This is a genomic window from Exiguobacterium sp. E17S, from assembly GCF_057772545.1.
In genome coordinates, this window is sequence record NZ_JBYLRU010000001.1 from 1,346,093 (window position 1) to 1,364,349 (window position 18,257).

The window sequence follows — 18,257 nt, forward strand, 5'->3', positions numbered from 1 at the left end:
TCAATCTTCCATCGTCGACAAATCGCCTGTTTCAAGATTCAACTCCCATGCTTTCAGGACACGGCGCATGATTTTACCACTTCGTGTCTTCGGCAATTTATCTCGGAAATCGATTTCTCTCGGTGCCGCGTGAGCAGCAAGCCCCTCTTTAACGAATGCTTGGATTTCTTGTTTTAGCTCATCCGTTGGCTCGTAACCATCACGCAAGGCAATGAACGCCTTGATGATTTCACCGCGGACTGGATCTGGTTTCCCGATGACACCGGCTTCTGCGACAGCTGGGTGCTCGACGAGACGACTTTCGACTTCGAACGGACCAACCCGTTCTCCAGCCGTCATGATGACATCATCGACACGTCCTTGGAACCAGAAGTAACCTTCGTCATCCATATAGGCAGAATCCCCTGAGACATACCATCCTTTAAAGAAATACGATTCATATTTCTGCGGATTGTTCCAAATTTGACGCATCATCGATGGCCATGGTGTTTTTAAAGCAAGGTTCCCCATTCGGAATGGCGGTAACTCATTTCCTTGATCATCAATGATCGCAGCCTGAGTTCCTGGAATCGGTTTCCCCATCGATCCCGGTTTGATGTCCATCGACTTGTAGTTACAAATCATCATCGCGCCTGTCTCCGTCATCCACCATGTATCATGAATCCGTTGATCAAAGGCTTCTTTCCCCCAACGAATGACTTCTGGGTTCAACGGTTCGCCGACAGACAATACATGACGAAGACTTGAGAGATCATGATGATTTGCAACATCCGCTCCCGCTCCCATCAACATCCGGAAAGCCGTTGGTGCGCTATACCAGACCGTTACCTTATACTTCTCGATGACACTGTACCAGAAATCCGGATTGAAGCGTCCACCGACGACGATGTTCGTCGCGCCATTCAAGAATGGTGCGAAGATACCGTAACTTGTTCCTGTGACCCACCCCGGGTCAGCCGTACACCAGTAGACATCATCTTCTTGGAGATCAAGTACCCAGCGACCTGTCATTAAGTGCTGAATCATCGCATTTTGAACGTGGAGCACACCTTTCGGCTTCCCTGTCGATCCTGAAGTGTAGTGCAGGATCAATCCGTCTTCACGATCTAACCAGACCGGTTCGAATACATCGGATGCTTGCTCGAACGCTTTGCGGAAATCGAGTAATGTGTCCGATTCTTCGATATCTTCGTCAACAAGTACTACTTTTTCAAGTGATTCCAGTTCCCCAACCGGAACACGTGGGAGCAATGCCTTCGTCGTCACGAGTAACTTCGCTTCAGAATCAAGCAAGCGATCACGGACCGCTTGTTCCATGAATGCTTCAAATAACGGACCGACGATTGCGCCTACCTTCAGTGCGCCAAGCAAGGCAAAATACAATTCCGGTGAACGTGGCATGAAGATGAAAATACGGTCACCCGTTTTGACCCCTGCATCGACTAATACGTTTGCCGCTTTATTCGTCAATCGTTTCATATCTGCATATGTGAAGCGTTGTTCCGTCGTCCCATCGAAATAGATCAGCGCATCCTTGTTCGCCCGCTCGCCTTCTGCGTGACGGTCGATTGCTTCATGAGCCATGTTGACTTTCCCCGTTGTCGCCCATGAAAAGTACTGCTCAGCATCTTTCCAGTCGTACGTGTTCGTTTCATCATACTCTGCTAACCAATGCTTCCCCGGAAGCGCTTTCAAAACTTTCATGTCTCGTTCCTCCCCTTCTATGTTTTCCTCTTTATTATAAGCTAGTTATCCGTCAGTTCAATCCATTTGCCGTCAATTTGTTAAAAAATCCCTCTCTTTGCTCAAGCGCTTTCGTCTATAATGAATAGGAAGGTGGTGACGCTTACATGTTTGAAAAACAATTCAATCATCGGATGCATGAAACATCACTCGGTCCTGTTGACATCGAAGGTCCCGTACCGAGTCAAACACTAGCAACGTATACACTCGATTCAGGGTTGACGGCTTTTCGTCCACCCGCTGAACAACATCAAGCACTCGTTGAGATTGCAGACCTTGAGGAAGGACGGATCATCGTCGCTCGTCAAGGAACGGAAATCATCGGTTATGTGACTTACTTATACCCTGATCCTTATGAAACGTGGAGCGAAGGAAACAATCCGTACATCTTGGAACTCGGAGCGATCGAAGTCTCCTCTCGGTTCCGCGGACAACAGATCGGTAAAAAATTGCTTGAAATCTCTATGCTCGATCCTGCTATGGAACACTATTTGATTTTAACGACTGAATATTATTGGCATTGGGACCTAAAAGGGAGTGGACTATCGGTCTGGGATTACCGAAAGATCATGGAGAAGATGATGAACCATGGTGGTCTTGTCTTCTTCCCGACCGACGATCCGGAAATCGCCTCCCATCCTGCCAACTGCCTGATGGCACGTATTGGAAAACACGTCTCACCTGAAGTCGTCGCTCATTTTGATGCGCTACGCTTGAGAAGACGCTTCATGTATGACTGAGCTCGAGGAGGAATCGTCATGTTAATCGAACAAATCATGAATACGACGTGCATCACGATGCAACCGACGAATTCCATCGCGCATGCGGTCGAACTCATGCAACGTCATCAGATTCGTCATGTTCTTGTCGTCAATGCCCGCCATGAACTCGTCGGTCTTGTCGGACTAAAGGAAATTCAAAGCGCAACTAGTATCTTTCATCCGGATACAGCAAAACAAGACCTACAGTATCCGGTCTCAAGCATCATGATTGAAAGTCCTGTCACGGCTCATCCGCTCGATTTTCTCGAAGATGCGGCTGTGCTGTTTTATGAATACCGATTGACGTGTCTGCCAATCGTCCGCGGTCGACGCCTTGTCGGTATCGTCACGGAAACGGATTTGTTGCGGACATTCGTTCAATTGACGGGTGCACTCGAACCAAGTTCTCAAATCGAAATCCGTGTTGAGAACACTGCTGGAACATTAGCAAAGATTGCCGCACTGCTTGCCAAAACGAATATCAATATCTTAAATGTACTCGTATATCCAACAGACGATCCGTATGTCCGGATCGTTGCGTTTCGTGTCCAGACCATGAATCCGATTCGGATCATCGAAAAGTTGCGCAAAGAAGGATTCGATGTACTTGGACCGGATGTGAGCAGATGAAGGATTTTGCCTATCTGTACAGTCCTGAAGAGGCGACTTATCGGTTTTCGGAGACACATCCATTCAATCCGATTCGCCTCGAATTAACGGTTTCTTTGCTTGAAGCGATGCATCAATTAGATAACATTCCTTGTATCGCGCCACGTCATGCGACTGATGAAGAATTGTCACTCGTTCATGATCAGGATTATATTGCTGCCGTCAAAGCAGCCGGGACCGGAGCATTAACGCCTCTCAAGGCACAGATGTATGGTCTCGGGACAGAAGACACCCCTTTGTTCCAGGGGATGCATTCGGGCGCTTCTCTCCTTGTCGGCGGCACGATCGAAGCATGTGACCTCGTCTTATCTGGTCAATATAAACGGACCTTTCATATCGGTGGCGGATTGCATCACGGATTCCGTGGGCGTGCCTCTGGTTTTTGTGTCTATAACGATACCGCTGTCGCCATGGCAGCCATGATTGAAAAATATCACTGTAAAATTCTTTATGTCGATACGGACGCTCATCACGGTGATGGTGTACAATGGGCCTTTTATAATCGAAAGGACGTCATGACATTGTCTCTCCATGAGACGGGTCGCTACTTGTTTCCAGGAACGGGAATGGTGACGGAACGAGGGTCTGAAGAAGGATATGGATTTAGCTGGAACGTGCCACTGGACGCCTTTACGGAAGATGATTCGTTTTTACTCGCTTATGAGACGGCACTCTTTGAAGCCTGTGAATTGTTCCAACCGGATCTCATCATTACGCAAAATGGTGCCGATGCACACGCGCTTGATCCATTGACTCATTTATCCTTAACGATGAAAAGTTATGAGCAGATCCCTCAAATCGCCGTCGCTGCAGCAAATAAATATACGAATGGAAAAATCGTTGCTTTAGGAGGCGGTGGCTATGACTGGTATCGTGTCGTCCCCCGCGCGTGGAGTCAAGTTTTTGCTGCCATGACCGGACAAGCTCCGTTTCGTGGAGAGATTCCTACTTCATGGCAAGAACGTTGGAGTGGACAGGAAACACCCCCACCAACACACTGGCATGATCCAACACCACTCTACCCCGCCATTCCGCGACGACCTGAAATCGAAGAAAAAAATTGGGAGACCGTCAAACGACTAATTTGGCCGTTCGTGAGCGATGAGCGTAAGAAACAATTGACTGCGACTTCCCCTTACTCCGTTGATTAATCGACTTTATATCTTCACATTTATTTCGTTCGGAGTTCACAACTTGTTGCTATACTAAATATGGAATTTTTACTTAGTAAATGAATAATAGTTGGGGGAATCATCATGAAAAAGACATGGCTTTATTCCGGTCTTATTCTATCGACGGGGATCGTACTCGCAGGGTGCGGCAATGAAAAACAGGCAATGGATCACGATAACATGCAAGGGTCAGGAAAACCGACGGTCGAGGTCAACGTCAATGTTCCGGCCAAGACAATGGAAGAAGATAAAGTTGTTTTTAAAGCGTCAGCTGTCGAACAAAAGAAACCAGTCAATCTTGAGGACGTGACATTTGAAGTTTGGGAAGCCGGAAAACAAGACGGTGCCCATCAAAAGTTCAAGGCAACCTTGAAAAAGACAGGTTCTTATCAAGCAGAAGCTAAGCTTGCTGAAGGTGAGTATGAAGGACTGTATCATATCAATGATAAAAAAGGACTCCATCATATGGATAAGATCTCATTCGTCGTCATGGATCATTCACATGAAAAAGAGGAAGCATCGCACGAACATGGACATGATCACGAAGCCGTCGATGGTCTGTCTGTCCATTACATGGGCGCAACAAAAGCGAAAGCTGGTGCTGAACTTCCCGTCTCCTTTCATGTTTTCCTCGATGGGAAACCGCTAAAAGCGAACGTACAAGTGGAAGTCATTGAAACGGGCATTGAAAAACATAACTACGTTCCTCTAGAAAAAAAGGGTGATGCCTACAGCGGGAAAGTGACATTGACTGCACCTGGTCAGACGACGGTTCGACTCCATGTCGAAAATGACCAACTCCACCATCACCAAGACGAACTTATCACCGTCGCGAAATAAAAAAACGTCTCTTTTTTCAAGCAGCTTGCTTGAGAGAAGAGACGTTTTTTCGATTAAGGACGTGTCGAATCCCGTTGTTCGATCCGGTGTGGCAACGTGACATCGTTCGTTTCAATTTCTTCTTTGTTCAAGATTTTCGTCAATAGACGCATCGAGACTGCTCCGATATCATACATCGGTTGAACGACAGTCGTCAGTTTCGGACGAATCATCGTCGCAAGACGTGTGTTATCGTGTCCGATAACTTCGAAGTCTTCCGGTACACGATGTCCAGCATCCTGTAAGGCATGGATGACACCAAGAGCCATCTCATCCGTTCCAGCAAAAATCGCGCGTGGGCAATCTTCTCCAAGTTCAAGCAATTGATTCATCGCCTTCATTCCTGAATCATACGTATAGTTTCCAAGGACGACATTTTGCTCGTTAAACGGAAGATTTGCTTCTTCGAGTGCTCGGCGATAACCCGCAAATTTCTTTTCACCATTGATTTGCTGTTCGAGTGGTCCAGTGATGAATCCAATCCGTTCATGTCCACGGTCGATCAAAGACTTAACAGCATCGTGCGCAGCACTCTCATAATCGATGTTGACGGCAGGAAGATCATAATTTTGATTCAACGTCGCAGCAAGAACGATCGGAACTGGTGATGTTTTGAACTCACGAACGAGATCCTCATGCAAACGTCCGCCCATGAAGATGATTCCATCCACCTGTTTTCCGAGTAATGTATTGAGCAAATGAATCTCTTTTTCCCGATTTTGGTCGGAGTTACATAAAATGATGTTATATTTATACATTGTCGCGACGTCCTCAATCCCGCGTGCTAAATCCGCAAAGAAGATGTTCGAGATATCGGGCACGATGACACCGACCGTCGTTGTTTTTTTACTTGCCAGTCCACGGGCAACAGCGTTCGGACGATAACCAAGCTGTTCGATTGCGTCTTGGACCTTCTTTCGTGTAGATGGTTTGACATTCGGGTTTCCGTTGACGACACGCGATACAGTCGCCATCGAAACAGCAGCCTCTCGCGCGACATCGTAAATCGTAATATTACTATTCAAAACAAATTCCTCCTTTAGTATGATCCATCTCAAGTGTTTTCATTTCGTTTTCATTTTTAGGCAACACGAAAGGAAGACAGGAAAAGATAGTTTTCTTTTCCCATTCTTCCTTCATTGTAAAACGTTTTCATTCGCTTTAGGTTACCCTTTTTCGGAAATCATTGAACGTTTAGTGCCGGAAAGGTAGTCGTCAAGTTTTCGATGAACGTATCGAATTCTTGGAAATCGAGTTGTTGGTTCGCATCAGACAACGCAAGTGCTGGGAACGGATGGACTTCGACCATGACAGCGTCTGCTCCAATCGCGTATGCCGCTTTTGCTGTTGGCAAGAGTAAATCCTTACGTCCTGTCGAGTGCGTGACATCAACCATGACAGGGAGATGCGTCTCTTGCTTCAGAATCGGAACTGCTGAGATATCAAGCGTATTCCGTGTTGCACGTTCATACGTCCGAATACCACGCTCACATAAGATGACTTGATCGTTACCACTCGCCATGATGTACTCAGCCGCGTACATGAATTCCTCGAGTGTTGCAGAAAGACCTCGTTTTAAAAGAACCGGTTTATTCGTACGACCGACTTCCTTGAGTAAATCGAAGTTTTGCATATTGCGTGCGCCGACCTGGATGATGTCGACATATGGTAAAGCAGATTCAACGGCGCTCGGTGTCATGATTTCAGTGATGACATGCAAACCGTGCGCGTCCGCTGCTTTTTTCAACATCTTTAGACCTTCGAGTCCTAGACCTTGGAAGTCGTAAGGCGATGTACGTGGTTTGTACGCTCCGCCTCGCATGAACTTCACGCCATGTTTCGCGAGCTGTTCCGCGACCTCAAATACTTGTTCTTCGCTCTCGACCGCACACGGTCCAGCGATTAATTGTTGCGAACCGTCTCCGATGACGGCATCTCCGATCCGGATGATCGTATTCGTCGGTTTTTGTTTCCGTGATACGAGTAATTTCCGAGTCCGATCTTCTCCTTGTAATTCGAGAGAAGCTTTGAAAATTTCTTTAAATACATGCTGAAGGCGTCCTGTTTCAAAAGGTCCATGGTTATTAGCGGCAATTGATTCGAGCATTTGACGTTCTCGAACAGGGTCGTATCGATCAAGCCCTTGTGCTCGTTTGACTTTTCCGATTTCAACGGCAATTTGACCTCGTCTGTTCATCAATTCCAATAATTCTGCATTCACTAAATCGAGTTCATCACGTAATCTTTTTAATTCTGCATGTTGATCCATGTCCTACCACTCCCTAATCAGCATATAGCTCGTAATAGCAACTAATTATAGCGAACTCTTTCCCTGTTGTACATAAAGAAGCTGCATGATTTCTTAAAATATGAAAATAAATTACGTTTTTTCATATAATTTTTTTGTGTTTTCTCTATAAGGAAACATAGAAAAAGAGCCCTCGTGATGAGAGCTCCTCATATATTGATTATTTCTTATGATTCACATCAGACTGCGGATCATTGTCTTCCTCTTGTTCGTCTGCTAACTGTTCGCGTAACTCCGAAAGTTCAACGACCGTCTCCGTGTCGATCTCTTCTGCAACAGACGCCCCATCCACTTCGTCGCCGATTTCACGTTCGATGTCACGTACGAGTTGCTCCGCTTCTGCGAGAGCAGCATCAATGCTTGCTTGATCCTTCTCAAAGCCCGCATATTGTGCCGCTTCTTGAACCGTTGAATTATTCTTCGCTTTTTCAATGACAGGTGCTGCCTTATCTTTCGCTAGTTGAATCCACTCACCTACGAGTGGCTCCGCTTTTTCACGGACAACTTGTGTCTGTTCCGTCAAACGTTGACGCGCAGGCGCCGTACGCTCGTCAATCAGATTGCGTACTTCACGACCTGATTTTGGGCTAGAAAGGAGAGCTGCCGCAGCACCAATCAATCCACCAATGATGACTCCGGCAAGGAAGCCTCCTCCTTTAGAAGAATCTTGTGCTTGATATGGGTGTTGTTTCGTCATGATTTACGATCTCCCTTCAACTCATCTGGAATGCTTTCAACGTCCGGTACTGACACGACTTCCGGTGTGACCGGCGCCTCTGCCTTTTTCCGGAATCGACGACGTGGCTTTTTCTCAACCGTCGTCGTTGCCGTCGAATGATTTTGAACCGTAGTCTCTGCCGGTTTATTTTTCTTAAATAACTCTACAGCGACTGAGCCCCAACGGACTGCTTGCGCAATCTGTTCTTTATTCGTATCCGCTGCACCAGCAACCGTATCGGATACTGTCCGGACAGAATCTGTCACTTTGTTTAAAGACGTACCGAGTTCTTCGATCGAGTTTGCGACAGGTGCAAGCAATTCTGTTTTTTCTTCAATCGTATCGACCAGACGATTCGTCTTATGTAACAACGCTGTCGTCTCCATCATGATACCGTCTAATTGACGTTCAAGTCCTGCTGTCGTGTTGGCTACATTGTTGAGCGTCTTACTCGCAGCACCTAATACACGGGCAAGGAAAATGACGAGCACTACGAATGCGATCGCAGCGACTAATCCGGCGATTCCGCCTAATGTGATTTCCATGGTTCTTGCCTCCAATTTTTTTGCATAGTCTTTTGTTGTTAGTTCGACATGTAGCAAGTCGTTCCTGCTACTCCAAATGGTTTATTTCCGTTACAATGATAAATGAAACCTACATAATCCATTTCGAGGGGGAAATTTCATGCGTGACCCACGTCTTACTCAACTGGCAACGAATCTCATTAACTATTCGGTTGCCCTTGAACCTGGTGAAAAAGTATTGATTGAAAACTTCGGCATCGAACGCGAACTGGTCGAGGCACTCGTTGAAGCTGCCTACGCGGCTGGCGGACATCCGTTCGTTTTACTTAAGGATAATCGTATCCTACGAAAATTATACCGAAATGCTTCAGAAGAGCAACTCCAATTGATGGCAGACATCGAACGCAAGCAAATGCAAGCGATGGACGCATACATCGGACTACGTGCTGGTGATAACATCAATGAATTGTCAGATGTGCCGGCTGAACAGATGAAACTTTACGGTCAAACGATCGGTAAGATGCACACACAAGATCGTGTCAAAGGAACGAAATGGGTCGTACTTCGTTTCCCAACTGCATCGATGGCGCAACTTGCGAATCAATCGACAGAAGCATTCGAAGACTTCTACTTCGATGTCTGCACGCTTGATTATGAAAAAATGGGACAAGCGATGGAACCACTCGTCGACTTGATGAACCGGACGGATCGTGTTCGTCTCGTCGGACCAGGAACGGATCTAACGTTTTCAATCAAAGACATCCCAGCCATCAAATGCGCCGGAAATGCTAACATTCCAGACGGTGAAGTCTTTACGGCACCCGTCAAGGATTCGGTCAACGGTGTCATCTCATATAACACACCATCTCCGTATCAAGGGTTCACGTTTGAAAACGTCAAACTGACGTTCAAAGATGGTAAAATCGTCGAAGCGACGGCGAACGATACGGATCGGATCAACCAAGTCTTCGATACAGATGCTGGTTCTCGTTTTGTCGGCGAATTCGCGATCGGCGTCAATCCCTTCATTCAGCATCCAATGAAGGATATTCTATTCGATGAAAAAATCGATGGCAGCTTCCACTTCACACCAGGTCAAGCTTACGAAGAAGCCTACAACGGTAATGACTCATCCGTTCACTGGGATCTCGTCAACATCCAACGTCCTGATTACGGTGGTGGAGAAATCTGGTTCGACGACGTATTGATCCGTAAAGACGGTCGTTTCGTTCTTCCAGAACTTGAAGTCCTCAATCCTGAAAACCTGAAATAAGAAAAAGCGGATGGCTCGTCCTTCATTAGGACGGGGTCATCCGTTTCTTTATCTTATTTTTTCAATGTCGCACGAAGCATCCAAATTTGTTTTTCGATTTCCTTCGCTTGACCAAGTAGATCATCTTCAACCGTCACGTCTTGTGCCTCAAGATGTTCAATCGCATCGAGCATCTCTTTTCGGACTTGTTGGAAGTCTTTGATGACGGAATCAATCATCTCATCTGCCGATAATCCCGATTTCGCTTCTTCAAGCGTTGTTTGCTCTAAATACTCTTTTAGTGTCGCAGAAGGTGTTCCGTTATTCATCAGGAGACGTTCTGCAACGACATCATATTGTTCAGACACCCATGTATAAAGTTCTTCAAGCTTCTCGTGAAGCGTTAAGAAGTCTGGTCCTTTAATGTACCAATGATAATTGTGGAGTTTGACGAACAGTACCCCATAGTTTGCTACCTGTTGATTCAAAGCTGATTTTGCATGATTACTAATCATCTGATATTCCCCTTTCCTGATTTCAAATGACGTTCTATTTCATCTTTATCCTTAAATAACAAAGAATAAACATCATTCTCAGGAAAAGTGCTCTATCGAGGACGCTTTAATCCTTTCAACATATACCCACCTTTGAAGTCGACAGAATCGAATGCGACGAGGAATGCTTTCGGTTCGTATTCTTCGACGAGATTACGAAGCACTTTCATACGTGTTCGAGCCGCGAGCACATCTAACCGATAACGGACACCGTCTCGTCCTTGACCTTGATAATGTGTCACACCAAAACCATTATCGCGAATGACTTGAATCAGTTCCGCTGGAAATTCTTGCGTATGCACTTGAATCATATTGTAACCGATGGCGAGTTTTCGCTCGACATATCCACCGACGAGTATTCCTAGACCAAATCCAAGCGCGTAAACGACCATACCGAGTGTCGTTAAGTCTTGGAATACGATTCCTAGTGCAAAAATGTAAATCAATGTTTCGACTGTGCCAAATAATCCGGCAATGACAGTTCGCCCTTTGACGAGCATGATCGTCCGTAATGTCAAAACAGGAACGTAAATCAACTGGAGCAATAAGATGAGTAAAATCTGTCCCATGGTGTCTTTCCTTTCTGTTAATAACTTCAACACATACACACTATTTCAAACTTTTTTTCAAGATGCAATCCTATTTTAGATTTTCCTCATCGGTTTTTTGAAATTACTATCATAATTCAAAAATACGACAAAAAAAGTGCCACTCGAGTCGAGTGACACTTTTGATTCTCGCTTATTTCACACTTTGATACTGATGCTGATACGTTTGGATATCGCCCGCTCCCATGAACAGAAGCACAGCATTTTCATGCTGACGTAGAACAGACACGTTATCGCGCGTCAGAATAGAAGCTTGCGGGATTTTCTCCTGCAGATCTTCGACGCGAACTTGCCCTTCCTGCTCACGTGCCGATCCAAAGATTTCGCATAGATATGTCGCATCTGCTTCACGTAAAGAAGTCGCGAAATCATCCATGAATGATTTCAAGCGTGTGTACGTATGCGGTTGGAAAATCGCAATGACTTCGCGGTCCGGATATTTCTTCCGTGCCGACTCAATCGTCGCGCTGATTTCCTTCGGATGGTGCGCGTAGTCATCTACTAGGATTTGTGTGCCGAATTCCGACTCACTGAAGCGACGTTTTACACCACCAAATGTGGCTAAACGTTCAGCAACGTCGTCTTTGCTCAATCCTTCGTACTGACAGATCGCAATGACAGAGAGTGCATTCAAGACATGATGACGACCGAATCCTGGAATGAGGAACGTGCCGTAGAAATCATCACGTAAATAAACATCAAATGATGTACCATCTGGCGTTGACGTCGCGTTTTCCGCGCGGAAATCATTGTTTTCTCCAAATCCATAATAGAGAACAGGTACATTCGCTTGAATGTTTTGAAGATGCTCATCATCTCCACAAGCAACGATCGCTTGCTTAACCTGCATCGCCATTTCTTGGAATGCCGAAACGACGTCATCGATTCCTGTGAAATAATCCGAATGATCGAAGTCGATATTCGTCATGATAGCGTAGTCCGGCTTGTAATATAAGAAGTGACGTTTGTATTCACATGCCTCGAAGACGAATGCTTTCGCATCCTCTACTCCTGCCCCTGTCCCGTCTCCGATCAAGAAAGCTGTCGGCGTGATACCGCTCAAGACGTGTGAAAGCAAACCTGTCGTCGACGTTTTTCCGTGTGAGCCTGTAATGGCGACCGAACGATATTCATTTGCTAGGTGTCCTAAGAAATCGTAATAATGATGGATGGTTAAACCAAGTTCATTTGCCCGTGCGATTTCTGGATGATCATCTCCAAAAGCATTCCCTTGGATGATGACATAATCTTCTTTGATGTTATCCGCATTGAACGGGAAAAATGGAATTCCCTTAGCCCGTAACGCGTCTTCAGTAAAAATGTGCTTTTCGATGTCTGAACCTTGCACCTCATGATTCATCTCATGTAGTACTTGGGCGAGCGCACTCATCCCTGTTCCTTTGATTCCAACAAAATGATACTTTGTCATATAAAAGCCCTCCAATTCACGTTCCGGTCCGTACCATCGGGCTCGGGTACAAAACCTGTACCATTATAGCAAACCGATTTATTTTTTACCATGTAAATTATTTTGTTCTCGACGTGCGCGATACATCGCCATTAAGTCTTTCGTCGTCATGACGACGTTAACAGGCGGTCCGACCGGTTTTTTCACTTCCGACTGAACAGGCTTATCCACCTCAGTAACAGATGGATCTTGATCTACTTCAACAGCAGATGGATCAAAAGTCGGTGCGAAGCTCTCCGCTTGTTGCTCAGCTTCTTTTTCATCAGCAGACTCTTCACTTGATGTCTCTGTCGGAACAACTAATTGTTCCACCGTCTCACTGTTGGAAGATGTTTCAGTTCCGTCCGTTTCTTCTACTTCGGTTACGGTCGGCACTTCTTCTCTCACGAGCTCTTCACTTGTGTGAGGTTCCGGTACAAGTAATTCGACGTCCGTCACCGGTACAAGACCAGCATTCGCTTCGTCTGATACGACTTCTGTCGGATCAACTGATTGTTCCATCGTCTCACTGTCGGAAGATGTTTCAGTTCCGTCCGTTTCTTTTACTTCGGTTACGGTCGGCACTTCTTCTCTCACGAGCTCTTCACTTGTGTGAGGTTCCGGTACGAGTAATTCGACATCCGTCACCGGTACAAGACCAGCATCTGCTTCCGCTTCTTCTAATACGACTTCTGGCGCGATCAGTTCTTGATCCGTCAAAGCAACCTCATCAGTATTTCCCTCTTCGACTGTTTCCGAAACCTGCTCACTCATTTCCGTTTCTTCCGCAGCTTTTACGGTTTCCGATGCAGATTGCTTCGGACGTTGGAATCCATAAATCGGTGAAGGCACATCCGTTAAAACGAAGCGATCTTCACGCTCCTCTTTTTTCGGACGTTCCACCGGCTTTGTCTCACGTTCCCCTGCAAGCTCTCGACGAATCCGGGCAGCCTGCTCTTTTAGTGACTGTTCATAACGATTACTCATACGTTCACCCCTCCATCTTGTTAAAAAATCGGTCGAATCATCGACCGATTGAGAATGCTTCCCCTACTGCTTTTGTATCATCGAGTACAAGAATCCCTTTTTCTTGTGGTGCATCGACAAGTCCAAGCTCACGCGCTGAACAGAGCATACCGCTTGATGGTACGCCGCGTAACGCTGAAGGACGGATGATTAACCCAGACGGCATGACCGCTCCCGGTTTAGCAACGACTACTTTTTGACCCGCCGCTACATTCGGTGCTCCACAAACGATTTGTAAAGTTCCGTTATCTACTTCTACCTGACAGACCGATAATTTATCAGCATCCGGATGCTTCTCGCAAGAAGCAACGAACCCAACAACGAATTTCGGAGAATAATCCACTTGTTCGAGTGACAATTCGATATCTCGACTCGCCAGTTCCTTTTGGATGCGTGTTGCCAATTCTTCCGTCAATTCAACCGGTCCTTGTGTCTCAATCGTAAACGTAGTCGAAGCATCAAACAGGTTGTAACCGACGACACGATCACCATGCTTGATAGTTGCTAAGTCTCCTTCACGAGTCGCTGTCACTTCCGCACGTGGTGCGTCTTCCAAAATGATCATTAAGACGTCGCCGACGCCCTCTTTATTATAAAACACATTCATTCAATCCATGACTCCCTTCCGTCTTTCTCACAATGCCTATTGTATCAGATTCTTCACTCTTTCGGCTGCTTGTTTTTCGCAAGGACGAAGACCGGCTCCAGATTGCCATCTTCATATAAGAATGGCAGTGCCGTGACCGGTACACGACCGTTCGAGAAGAAGTCAAACATCAATTGCTGTAAGACATCATATCCGGCGTCATTCCGAATATCAGCGAAAATCAGGACATCCTGATGCGGAATTCCGACTGCGAATTCTCCTTCGATTTGCGCCGCATAATCGGCTAATAAAGTCTTGTTCAAAACACGACTCGCCTCATATCCGTCGCCGAGACTCAAGAAATAAAAGATATTCCCTGCAACTTCGTCTTGTTTAAATGGCGCTTCAAGCGATTTCACATTAAAACGCGCTGCTTCTGATAACTGTTCAGCTGTCCATTCAGCAGATGCCAGTAACTCCTCATCAATCAAACGATACGTCGCCCCTAAATCAAGTGCGTACATGATTTTCGTCTCACCCGTATGTGGTGTACTGACGAGCGTCTTCCCTTCTTTTGTCGTATCGGCAAACGATTTAGCGCGAATGACAGGAAAGATTTTTTGTTCTTGTCCAACGAGTGAGATTTGATCCGTTTGTCCGAGTACAGCACGGATATATTCGATCGTCTCTTCGACTGCGATGACACCTCTTCGTTTTGCTTTTGCGACAAGCGGATTCAATCCGACATCAACGCCTGATTTATCGTGCTTTCGCTCAATTCGTAATACAGACTTTTCACGATCGAAATATGTCGTGTACCCTTCTTCTTCAAATGTTTGTGTCATCATTCTTCGGATTTGTTGTAGTTCCATTCGAATTCATCCTTTCTATCATGAAAAAAAGCGAGTCAGCGCTCGCTTTTTTCTTAAACCGTCTCTAAAAATGCTGTCACCTGTTCTGGTGTCTTCCGCTCTTTCCCGACATAACGCCCTGTCTCTTCACCATCGCGGAATGCAACAAAACTCGGAATTCCGAAGATGTCCATTTCCTGGGCAATTTCAATATGATCGTCGCGATCGACGTAGTAAAACTCGAAGCCGTTAAATGTTTGCTCGATTTCCGGCATGAACGGATCTAAGAAGCGGCAATCCGGGCACCAGTTTGCTGAGAATAAAAAGACGGCATTTCCTTGTTTTGCTGTATCGAATTCTTGTTTGGATTGTAATGTTTTCATGATGATTTCCTCCTTTGATTTCCCTAGAAGTCATTGCCCTCATCATAGCATATTCAATTGTGGCTGTGCGTTTTCGTGCTTGGTTTGCTATACTGCAACTAGAAAACACCTGGAAAGGACTTCACTATGGCAGATCAACCAATCAAACACCCGTTCGAACGCTTCGTCGGCTTCGTTGGCATGACGAGTTGTTTACGTTACGGCTATTCCTTCATTGACTCTGAACGAAGCTTACCCGAAATCTTTTTGTATTTGGTCGTCGGTTTTGCGATCATCATTTTACTCGAAGCACTCGGAAAACGACTCGCTCGAAAATTGCCTATCGTACGCATGCGGTATTTGACTCCACTTTACCTCATTTACCTCTACGTTTTCCTTACGAGTTTTTATTCAAGTTCATTCGGATTCTCTTTATGAAAAAAGCTGATTCAAAAAGTCATATGCTTGTTCGTCCACCATCCGGTCAAACAGGCGTATCCTTTAGAATCAGCTTTTTGTATTTAATATTCGATTTTTAAATCGCCATCTTGAATCCGACCGAGACGTCGTAATATGCGATAAATGAAATAACTGATGATGCCGGGCGCAAGGAAACAGAGGACAGCGACTGCTAGGTAATACTCCATTTCGAACCCCATCGTTTTTAATAACATCAATGGACCAACGAATCCGCTCGTACCCATACCAGAACCTTCCGGATTGCTCTCAAGCATTAACAGAACAGTCGCAAATGGCGCTAGTATAGCACCGGCTGCAGTCGGTGGTAGAAGAATCCAAGGATTTCGAATGATATTCCCTACCTGTAACATCGATGTTCCAATCCCTTGAGCAACCACACCACCGATTCCGTTATCACGATAACTGATGACGCCAAACCCAATCATCTGTGCCGCACAACCAATCGTCGCCGCCCCTGCAGCAAGTCCATCCAAACCAAGCATGATTCCAAGCGCAGCACTCGAAATCGGCGCTGTCAATGCAAGACCCATGACGGTAGCAACGAAAATTCCCATGAATAACGGTTCGCGTTCCGTTCCCCAACGAATCAACTCACCGAGATCCGTCATGCCTTTTCCAATCCACTTTCCTGCGTAACGTCCGGCAACGAATCCGGCTAGTAACGTAACGAACGGCGTCAATAAAATATCGAGTCGCGTCGTCTTTGAAACGAGTTTTCCGACCTCTGTCGCAAGAAGCGTTGCAATGTAACTACCTGCTGGTCCTCCTGCTTCATATCCGAACGCACCAACGGCAACTGCTGCGAACAAGATCAGCGGTGGTGCCTCAAGTGCAAACGCTACAGCCACACCGATTGCTGGCCCAGTCAGTGCGATCGCCTGCTCTCCTAACTGAATGAGGAACTTCGCCTCTACACCACGATCGACCAGTCCCTCACCAATCGTCCGGATGATGAGACCCATGATCAACGAACTAAACAAACCAAGTGCCATATAACTTAATACGGTGATGAAATATACTTTAGGGCTAAGTGAGATCCCTTTTTGTTTGAACATCTTGTCACGTCCTTTTCTTAACATCGCGTATCATTATATCAAATCTCCTTTCTATCCGACTACATTGTTTTTCCAACTGACAAGACAGTTCATGCTTACGTCGTTCTTATTAAACAAAAACAGACAGCGGATTCACATCCACTGTCTGTCATGTCATTCACTTGACTTGTAGCGTCGCGAGCGTCGTCGTATCGAGGTTCGTGACGAGTTTCCGAAGCAATTCCTTCGCCGCATCATAATCATCTGTATGCATGATCGATGCATGCGTATGGATGTAGCGTGCTGGTAAACCAACGACTGTCGTTGGAATCCCATTATTCGAACGATGGATGACACCACCATCGGTTCCACCTGCACCGACATAATATTGGTACGGAATCTTGTTCGATTCTGCCGTATCGAGGACGTAATCCGTCATCTCTTTTGAGAGGATCATGACACTGTCTTTAATTCGAAGCAATGGTCCTTGTCCGAGTTGACCAAATTCCGTTTTGTCTCCTGACGCATCATTGGCAGGAGAAGCGTCGACGACGAACGCGACGTCGGGATCGATGAGTGCCGTCGCTGTTTGCGCACCGCGCAATCCAACTTCTTCTTGAACCGTTGCACCCGAGAACAAAATGTTCGGATGATCCGCCGCTGTCGTCTCTTCCAACAATTCAATCGCCATTCCGACACCATAGCGGTTATCCCATGCTTTCGCCATGATCTTCTTCGGATTCGCCATCGGTGTGAACGGGAAGAATGGTACGGCAGGAATACCTGGACGTACTCCAAACGATTCCGCCTCTTCTTTTGAGTCTGCACCGATATCGATGAACATGTCTTTGATCGCCATTGGCTTATTGCGCACTTCTTCTGTCAATAAGTGTGGTGGAATCGATGCGATGACACCAGGGATGACACCGTTGTCCGTACAGATCGAGAAGCGTTGCGCAAGCAACACTTGGCTCCACCAGCCACCGAGCGGTTGAATCCGCAACATTCCGTTCTTCGTGATTTGCGTCACCATGAATGCCACTTCGTCCATGTGCCCGGCAACCATGACTTTCGGCCCTGTCGCATCGCCTGTTCGTTTTCCAAAAATCGAACCAAGCCCATCCGTAACGATCTCATCCGTGACAGGTGTGATGCGCTCGCGAACGAACTGACGAACGTCGTGCTCAAACCCCGGTGCCCCGTTCAATTCCGTCAGTGTTCGAAATAACTCTCTCGTTTTTTCATTCATATGTATCGCCTCCTGCTTCTCATTATACAAAAAA

At 46.2% G+C, this 18,257-nt stretch carries 20 protein-coding genes; 6 read left to right on the top strand and 14 right to left on the bottom strand.

From position 1 onward, the window contains the following. The gene (acsA, locus tag AC3B4V_RS06960) at positions 1 to 1,704 is read right to left on the bottom strand and encodes an acetate--CoA ligase (RefSeq protein WP_058703905.1); all 1,704 of its coding nucleotides are present in this window, start codon (positions 1,702 to 1,704) and stop codon (positions 1 to 3) included. Positions 1,705 to 1,850: 146 nt separating this feature from the next. Between acsA and AC3B4V_RS06965 the strand changes: the two genes are divergently transcribed. From AC3B4V_RS06965 to AC3B4V_RS06980, 4 genes are all read left to right on the top strand, one after another. After that, on the top strand, positions 1,851 to 2,483 hold the full coding sequence (locus AC3B4V_RS06965) for a GNAT family N-acetyltransferase (RefSeq protein ID WP_488378029.1): 633 nt from the start codon (positions 1,851 to 1,853) through the stop codon (positions 2,481 to 2,483). 18 nt (positions 2,484 to 2,501) lie between these two features. Next, a complete protein-coding gene (locus AC3B4V_RS06970; RefSeq protein ID WP_488378030.1) occupies positions 2,502 to 3,134 on the top strand; it encodes an acetoin utilization AcuB family protein in 633 nt (210 codons plus the stop codon). Beyond that, positions 3,131 to 4,324, top strand: coding sequence for an acetoin utilization protein AcuC (locus AC3B4V_RS06975; RefSeq protein ID WP_488378031.1), 1,194 nt, complete (start codon positions 3,131 to 3,133; stop codon positions 4,322 to 4,324). Before AC3B4V_RS06970 ends, AC3B4V_RS06975 begins: the two co-directional genes overlap by 4 nt. Before the next feature lie 105 nt (positions 4,325 to 4,429). After that, positions 4,430 to 5,185 carry a maltotransferase domain-containing protein gene (locus AC3B4V_RS06980; protein WP_488378032.1) on the top strand — a complete coding sequence of 252 codons (756 nt, stop codon included), beginning with the start codon at positions 4,430 to 4,432 and terminating at the stop codon, positions 5,183 to 5,185. A gap of 53 nt (positions 5,186 to 5,238) precedes the next feature. Here AC3B4V_RS06980 and ccpA read toward each other — a convergent pair whose 3' ends face one another. The 4 genes from ccpA to AC3B4V_RS07000 all read right to left on the bottom strand — a co-directional run bounded on the left by ccpA (position 5,239) and on the right by AC3B4V_RS07000 (position 8,795). Next, positions 5,239 to 6,249: a catabolite control protein A gene (gene ccpA / locus AC3B4V_RS06985; RefSeq protein ID WP_488378033.1), complete on the bottom strand. Its 1,011-nt coding sequence runs from the start codon at positions 6,247 to 6,249 to the stop codon at positions 5,239 to 5,241. Positions 6,250 to 6,407: 158 nt separating this feature from the next. After that, entirely contained in the window at positions 6,408 to 7,493 is a 1,086-nt protein-coding gene (locus tag AC3B4V_RS06990; RefSeq protein ID WP_023469069.1) for a bifunctional 3-deoxy-7-phosphoheptulonate synthase/chorismate mutase, read from the bottom strand. Between the two features lie 199 nt (positions 7,494 to 7,692). After that, a complete protein-coding gene (locus AC3B4V_RS06995; protein ID WP_488378034.1) occupies positions 7,693 to 8,229 on the bottom strand; it encodes a YtxH domain-containing protein in 537 nt (178 codons plus the stop codon). Next, the gene (locus tag AC3B4V_RS07000) at positions 8,226 to 8,795 is read right to left on the bottom strand and encodes a DUF948 domain-containing protein (protein ID WP_029342359.1); all 570 of its coding nucleotides are present in this window, start codon (positions 8,793 to 8,795) and stop codon (positions 8,226 to 8,228) included. The genes AC3B4V_RS06995 and AC3B4V_RS07000 overlap by 4 nt, the downstream gene beginning before the upstream one ends. 139 nt (positions 8,796 to 8,934) lie before the next feature. On the opposite strand from AC3B4V_RS07000, the gene AC3B4V_RS07005 reads away from it, so the two are divergent. Further along, positions 8,935 to 10,047, top strand: a complete 1,113-nt coding sequence (locus AC3B4V_RS07005; RefSeq protein WP_029342360.1) for an aminopeptidase — start codon at positions 8,935 to 8,937, stop codon at positions 10,045 to 10,047. Between the two features lie 53 nt (positions 10,048 to 10,100). On the opposite strand, the gene AC3B4V_RS07010 is transcribed toward AC3B4V_RS07005, so the two are convergent. From AC3B4V_RS07010 to AC3B4V_RS07040, 7 genes are all read right to left on the bottom strand, one after another. After that, positions 10,101 to 10,541, bottom strand: a complete 441-nt coding sequence (locus AC3B4V_RS07010; protein WP_023469073.1) for a Dps family protein — start codon at positions 10,539 to 10,541, stop codon at positions 10,101 to 10,103. A 92-nt stretch (positions 10,542 to 10,633) separates the two neighbouring features. Next, on the bottom strand, positions 10,634 to 11,149 hold the full coding sequence (locus tag AC3B4V_RS07015; RefSeq protein ID WP_023469074.1) for a DUF2179 domain-containing protein: 516 nt from the start codon (positions 11,147 to 11,149) through the stop codon (positions 10,634 to 10,636). Positions 11,150 to 11,321: 172 nt separating this feature from the next. Then, a complete protein-coding gene (murC, locus tag AC3B4V_RS07020) occupies positions 11,322 to 12,617 on the bottom strand; it encodes a UDP-N-acetylmuramate--L-alanine ligase (RefSeq protein WP_023469075.1) in 1,296 nt (431 codons plus the stop codon). Positions 12,618 to 12,695: 78 nt separating this feature from the next. After that, complete coding sequence (locus AC3B4V_RS07025) at positions 12,696 to 13,622, bottom strand: hypothetical protein (RefSeq protein WP_488378035.1); 927 nt, start codon at positions 13,620 to 13,622, stop codon at positions 12,696 to 12,698. A gap of 37 nt (positions 13,623 to 13,659) precedes the next feature. Continuing rightward, a complete protein-coding gene (gene ytpR / locus AC3B4V_RS07030; protein WP_488378036.1) occupies positions 13,660 to 14,268 on the bottom strand; it encodes a YtpR family tRNA-binding protein in 609 nt (202 codons plus the stop codon). 53 nt (positions 14,269 to 14,321) lie between these two features. Then, entirely contained in the window at positions 14,322 to 15,119 is a 798-nt protein-coding gene (locus AC3B4V_RS07035) for a DUF1444 domain-containing protein (protein ID WP_055968792.1), read from the bottom strand. A gap of 53 nt (positions 15,120 to 15,172) precedes the next feature. Continuing rightward, on the bottom strand, positions 15,173 to 15,481 hold the full coding sequence (locus tag AC3B4V_RS07040) for a thioredoxin family protein (RefSeq protein ID WP_023469079.1): 309 nt from the start codon (positions 15,479 to 15,481) through the stop codon (positions 15,173 to 15,175). A gap of 126 nt (positions 15,482 to 15,607) precedes the next feature. Between AC3B4V_RS07040 and AC3B4V_RS07045 the strand changes: the two genes are divergently transcribed. After that, a complete protein-coding gene (locus AC3B4V_RS07045) occupies positions 15,608 to 15,898 on the top strand; it encodes a hypothetical protein (RefSeq protein ID WP_488378037.1) in 291 nt (96 codons plus the stop codon). Between the two features lie 83 nt (positions 15,899 to 15,981). Here AC3B4V_RS07045 and AC3B4V_RS07050 read toward each other — a convergent pair whose 3' ends face one another. Continuing rightward, positions 15,982 to 16,995, bottom strand: coding sequence for a PTS sugar transporter subunit IIC (locus tag AC3B4V_RS07050; protein ID WP_290720762.1), 1,014 nt, complete (start codon positions 16,993 to 16,995; stop codon positions 15,982 to 15,984). 157 nt (positions 16,996 to 17,152) lie between these two features. Next, on the bottom strand, positions 17,153 to 18,223 hold the full coding sequence (locus AC3B4V_RS07055; protein WP_035396484.1) for a M42 family metallopeptidase: 1,071 nt from the start codon (positions 18,221 to 18,223) through the stop codon (positions 17,153 to 17,155). Between the last annotated feature and the right edge of the window lie 34 nt (positions 18,224 to 18,257).

Excerpts from the sequence above, each read along its gene's own strand:
- acsA (WP_058703905.1), bottom strand. The coding sequence starts at position 1,704 with ATGAAAGTTTTGAAAGCGCTTCCGGGGAAGCATTGGTTAGCAGAGTAT.
- AC3B4V_RS06965 (WP_488378029.1), top strand. The coding sequence starts at position 1,851 with ATGTTTGAAAAACAATTCAATCATCGGATGCATGAAACATCACTCGGT.
- AC3B4V_RS06970 (WP_488378030.1), top strand. The coding sequence starts at position 2,502 with ATGTTAATCGAACAAATCATGAATACGACGTGCATCACGATGCAACCG.
- AC3B4V_RS06975 (WP_488378031.1), top strand. The coding sequence starts at position 3,131 with ATGAAGGATTTTGCCTATCTGTACAGTCCTGAAGAGGCGACTTATCGG.
- AC3B4V_RS06980 (WP_488378032.1), top strand. The coding sequence starts at position 4,430 with ATGAAAAAGACATGGCTTTATTCCGGTCTTATTCTATCGACGGGGATC.
- AC3B4V_RS06990 (WP_023469069.1), bottom strand. The coding sequence starts at position 7,493 with ATGGATCAACATGCAGAATTAAAAAGATTACGTGATGAACTCGATTTA.
- AC3B4V_RS06995 (WP_488378034.1), bottom strand. The coding sequence starts at position 8,229 with ATGACGAAACAACACCCATATCAAGCACAAGATTCTTCTAAAGGAGGA.
- AC3B4V_RS07000 (WP_029342359.1), bottom strand. The coding sequence starts at position 8,795 with ATGGAAATCACATTAGGCGGAATCGCCGGATTAGTCGCTGCGATCGCA.
- AC3B4V_RS07005 (WP_029342360.1), top strand. The coding sequence starts at position 8,935 with ATGCGTGACCCACGTCTTACTCAACTGGCAACGAATCTCATTAACTAT.
- AC3B4V_RS07010 (WP_023469073.1), bottom strand. The coding sequence starts at position 10,541 with ATGATTAGTAATCATGCAAAATCAGCTTTGAATCAACAGGTAGCAAAC.
- AC3B4V_RS07015 (WP_023469074.1), bottom strand. The coding sequence starts at position 11,149 with ATGGGACAGATTTTACTCATCTTATTGCTCCAGTTGATTTACGTTCCT.
- murC (WP_023469075.1), bottom strand. The coding sequence starts at position 12,617 with ATGACAAAGTATCATTTTGTTGGAATCAAAGGAACAGGGATGAGTGCG.
- AC3B4V_RS07025 (WP_488378035.1), bottom strand. The coding sequence starts at position 13,622 with ATGAGTAATCGTTATGAACAGTCACTAAAAGAGCAGGCTGCCCGGATT.
- ytpR (WP_488378036.1), bottom strand. The coding sequence starts at position 14,268 with ATGAATGTGTTTTATAATAAAGAGGGCGTCGGCGACGTCTTAATGATC.
- AC3B4V_RS07035 (WP_055968792.1), bottom strand. The coding sequence starts at position 15,119 with ATGGAACTACAACAAATCCGAAGAATGATGACACAAACATTTGAAGAA.
- AC3B4V_RS07040 (WP_023469079.1), bottom strand. The coding sequence starts at position 15,481 with ATGAAAACATTACAATCCAAACAAGAATTCGATACAGCAAAACAAGGA.
- AC3B4V_RS07045 (WP_488378037.1), top strand. The coding sequence starts at position 15,608 with ATGGCAGATCAACCAATCAAACACCCGTTCGAACGCTTCGTCGGCTTC.
- AC3B4V_RS07050 (WP_290720762.1), bottom strand. The coding sequence starts at position 16,995 with ATGTTCAAACAAAAAGGGATCTCACTTAGCCCTAAAGTATATTTCATC.
- AC3B4V_RS07055 (WP_035396484.1), bottom strand. The coding sequence starts at position 18,223 with ATGAATGAAAAAACGAGAGAGTTATTTCGAACACTGACGGAATTGAAC.